Genomic DNA, 4,209 nt, shown 5'->3' on the forward strand with positions numbered 1-4,209 from the left:
GTTTTTATTAATAGCCGCTATTATAAATAATAGTGCTGATTAATAATTAGTGTAGCGAAACGGCTTATATCTTTTGGTATAAGCCGTTTTAGCTATTATAATGGTCTGACTATGTATTGAAATTTTAACTCCTCTCCCTCATTATTATATTTATTAAGCGTTATCAATCCTTTATCAGCATATTACTTTCGGTTTTTGATAAAAAATGCGCTCATAACGGATTGCTTATGCACTCATATATTGAGTACGTCTAGCACCGCCCATCTCAACAATTGCATCGCTTATATCAGCAGATGCAAAAAGGTTATTTATTATGTCGAATGTCCAAACCCCTATCCAACATGTCCCAGCCAAAACTGCTAACAGCATAAAATTGGTAGATGAGGCGCAGGCAAAAACCAATCTATTAGGTATGACACAAACGCAATTGGCGGATTACTTTAAGAGTATTGGCGAAAAGCCGTTTCGCTCGACGCAAGTCATCAAGTGGATATATCAGCAAGGGGTGACAGATTTTGAGCAAATGACTAATCTAAGTAAGTCATTGCGTGATAAATTATCAGCCAATGCCTGTGTGATACCGCCAAAAGTGATTCATCGTCAATATAGCGAAGACGGCACGCGCAAATGGGTATTTGAAGTGACTGGCGGCTCATTGGTTGAGACGGTATTGATTCCAGCAGATGATAGTAAGCTAAATGGTCGCAAAACCTTGTGTGTGTCTTCGCAAGTGGGCTGCGCACTGGACTGTAGCTTTTGTAGTACCGGCAAGCAAGGCTTTGAGCGCGATTTAACAGCGGCTGAGATTCTCGGGCAATTATGGGTCGCTAACGCTTCTTATATGACCGATGAAAACGACAGCTTAGATAACGTTGACCATGGCTTATGGGAAAATAACGTTACTAATGTGGTTATGATGGGCATGGGCGAGCCGTTATTAAACTATCGTCCCGTTGTCAGCTCGATGGAATTGATGCTGAGTGACCATGCCTATGGTTTATCAAAACGCCGTGTTACGCTATCTACCTCAGGTGTGGTGCCAAAGATGTATGAGTTGGCACAGGAGCTTGACGTGGCTTTAGCGATTTCATTACACGCACCAAATGATGAGCTGCGTAATGAGTTAGTACCGATTAACAAAAAATACCCATTAGAGCAGCTGATGGCAGCAGCAAGAAATTACGTCTTTGAAGTCAATCCGCGCCATAAAAAACACGTAACTATTGAATATGTCATGCTAGACGGTGTCAATGATAGCAATGAGCATGCTGAACAATTGGTTGCATTATTAGGTGATTTGCCAAGTAAGATTAACTTGATACCATTTAACCCGTTCCCACATGCAAACTATGACAAGTCGAGTAATAATCGTATTCATGCCTTTAGTAATATATTAAGTGAAGCCGGTTTTGTTTGTACCATTCGTCAAACGCGCGGAGATGATATTGATGCCGCTTGTGGGCAATTGGTTGGGCAAGTAGCTGACAGAACACGTCGCTCAGCCGCTTGGCAACAAAGCATTAAAGACCGCGAAAATAGTTGATAAGATTGGTGTCAATGATTGGGTAGTATTAGGCAAGTGTTTCATTTAATTGGGTGACATATCTAAATGAAACACCTAGCTGTCTTTTTTGCATCACAACGGTAACGATATGTAGTCATCATAGATAATGACCGAGAACAAGACAATTAATGACAACTAAATTGTACTTATGGAGGTTAAATCTATTAAACTGATGCCTCGATGATCGAACGCATTGAATCACAGTTTTATGATGGTAGCCATGATGACTTCTAAAAATTCTTGTCAGTTCAAATATCAAATATTTTTTTCTCCTGCAATAAAATGCTTAGGCGCTAAGATCTCTCATGCAAGTAGCACGCCGCGTGTATTATTTGCAGGCGTGCTTAGTACTTTATTGCTATCTGGCTGCCAAAGCACACCTACCAATGATTTAATCAACGGCACGCCTTATCAAACCTCAACGCAACCCAATGAAAATCGTAAATTGGATCAGCAAGAAATTGCTCGCGTTCGCACGACACTTGCTGCACAATATATCCGAAAAAACGAGCTCGATGCTGCCCAAAGACAGCTCGAAAAAGCCTTTGCTGCAGATAGCCGTCATGCGCCCGCTTATGATATGATGGGCGTTTTGTTGCAGCAAGAAGGCAGCCGTCTCAACCTTGAAAAAGCCGATCAATATTTTAAAAAAGCCATTGCGCTCGATAAAGATTTTGATCAAGCACATAATAATTATGGTGTTTATCTGTCGCAGATGAAGCGTTATAAAGAGGCAGCAGAGCAGTTCGAAATAGCAGGCGCTGCCCTTGGCTATGAAGGTCGTATTGGTGCGTTAGAGAACTTAGGTCGCACCTATCTTCAGCTAAATGACCATCCTGCAGCGGCAAAAGCTTTTCTACGTGCTTTAGATGGTAACCGAAATAGTATCATTGCCCATATTGAGCTGGTTGATTTATTAATTGAGCAGCAGCGTATTCAGCAGGCACAAAGACTCTATGATGAGACCTTGATATTGGTGCAAGGGCAGGGCGTTAGTCCACGATTGCTACTACAAGGTATCAAGTTGGCGGCAGCGCAAAAAGACATCAAGACACGCCAACAATTGGCACAGCAACTTTTATCCGCTTATCCGCTAAGTGATGAAGCAAAACAACTAAAGAATTGGCTTAATAATCCAGAGGCACCATGGAAATGACCACCCCATCATCGAACACTCACTCTAACGCTCAGGGATCATTTGGTGCCATGTTGCAGCAAGCCCGCAAAGTCAAGCAAGTAAGCTTGGACGATGCGGCGAATGAATTGTTTATTTTAAAACGTCATCTGAAAGCGTTAGAAAATGAGGATTTTGCTGTTCTACCGAAAGCGGCGTTTGCGCGTGGTTTTGCGATTAATTATGCAAAATATTTGGGTCTTGACCCAGTAAGAATAGCCAGTAGCTTTGATGCCGCGTACCCAAATGAGCTAAAACCGCGTTCGGCTAGTAATGTTCATTCGCCACTGCGTCCTATGGGCACACTACAGCGTGATACACATAACCGTATTCGCTTCAATCCGTTGCTTATTATCGCGGTTATTGGTGTCATTATTTTGGCGATTTTCCTATTCCGTATGGTCAGCAATGCTAGCAAAGAGAACACCGAGCAGCCCATATCTAATGCTGAAGGTATCTCAGCAGTTGAGCAAGTACAAGGCGCAGCTATTAATACCGATATCACAGGCGTTAGCGCTTCAGGTTCAGCGCTAAACTTAGGCGGTAGTGACGTTGCCCCAGCTACTTTAGATGTTAAGCTGACCGATGCTGCTGTCGTTACTATTACGGATGCGACTGGTAGTAGCTTGATAGCGGGCTCGCAGAATGCGGGTGATTATCAGTTATCAGGTATGCCACCGTTTAATATACAGATCGATAATATTAATAACGTACGCTTGATGCTCAATCAAAAAGCGGTGGCTTTAAACAGCTATGCAACGGGTAGCCAAGCCAGTTTTGAGTTAGCACCTTAATTGATCTATTGGGTGTCTTTTTTAAAGTTTATACCATTACCTTTATTTATCGTTTGTATTGTTATTCTCGTTATTACTGCTTCCATGAAAGGGTTTACCTATGTCAGCGTCAGCACCTATTAACCGTCGTCTTACCAAGAAAATATATGTCGGTGATGTGGCGATCGGTGGCGATGCACCGATTAGTGTCCAAAGCATGACCAACACTGATACCTGTGATGTGGCGGCGACCGTTGCACAAATTGAGCGCTGTGTAGAAGCAGGCGCAGATTTGATGCGTGTGTCCACGCCAACGATGGATACGGTTAAAGCGTTTGGTGAAATTCGTAAATTGGTCAGCGTGCCGTTGATAGCTGATGTGCATTTTGACCACAAAATTGCTTTAGCGGTTGCGGCAGCGGGTGCCGATTGTTTGCGTATCAACCCTGGTAACATCGGTAGCGACGCCAAAGTACGCGAAGTGGTCGCCTGTGCCAAGCACTACAATATTCCTATTCGTATCGGCGTCAATGCCGGCTCTTTAGAAAAAGACATTCAGCGTAAATATAAAGAGCCGAATGGTGCAGCTATGCTTGAATCGGCAATGCGTCATATTGATATATTAGAGCGCCTTAATTTTGATCAATATAAAGTATCGGTCAAAGCAAGCAACGTATTTTTGACTATGGATGCGTACC

Annotated in this window: 4 protein-coding genes; all 4 read left to right on the forward strand. The window is 42.8% G+C overall.

From position 1 onward, the window contains the following. Window positions 1–313: 313 nt before the first annotated feature. Window positions 314–1,543 (forward strand): 23S rRNA (adenine(2503)-C(2))-methyltransferase RlmN, encoded by a 1,230-nt coding sequence (rlmN, locus tag VLN09_RS11925; protein ID WP_325246791.1) that lies wholly within the window; start codon window positions 314–316, stop codon window positions 1,541–1,543. Between the two features lie 241 nt (window positions 1,544–1,784). After that, window positions 1,785–2,720 (forward strand): type IV pilus biogenesis/stability protein PilW, encoded by a 936-nt coding sequence (pilW, locus tag VLN09_RS11930; protein WP_325246793.1) that lies wholly within the window; start codon window positions 1,785–1,787, stop codon window positions 2,718–2,720. Continuing rightward, window positions 2,717–3,532, forward strand: coding sequence for a helix-turn-helix domain-containing protein (locus VLN09_RS11935; protein ID WP_325246795.1), 816 nt, complete (start codon window positions 2,717–2,719; stop codon window positions 3,530–3,532). Before pilW ends, VLN09_RS11935 begins: the two co-directional genes overlap by 4 nt. 100 nt (window positions 3,533–3,632) lie before the next feature. After that, window positions 3,633–4,209: flavodoxin-dependent (E)-4-hydroxy-3-methylbut-2-enyl-diphosphate synthase (locus VLN09_RS11940; RefSeq protein ID WP_325246794.1), on the forward strand; the 577-nt coding region annotated here is incomplete at its 3' end.

Origin of the sequence: Psychrobacter sp., from assembly GCF_035469765.1 — a bacterium.
GTDB lineage: Bacteria > Pseudomonadota > Gammaproteobacteria > Pseudomonadales > Moraxellaceae > Psychrobacter.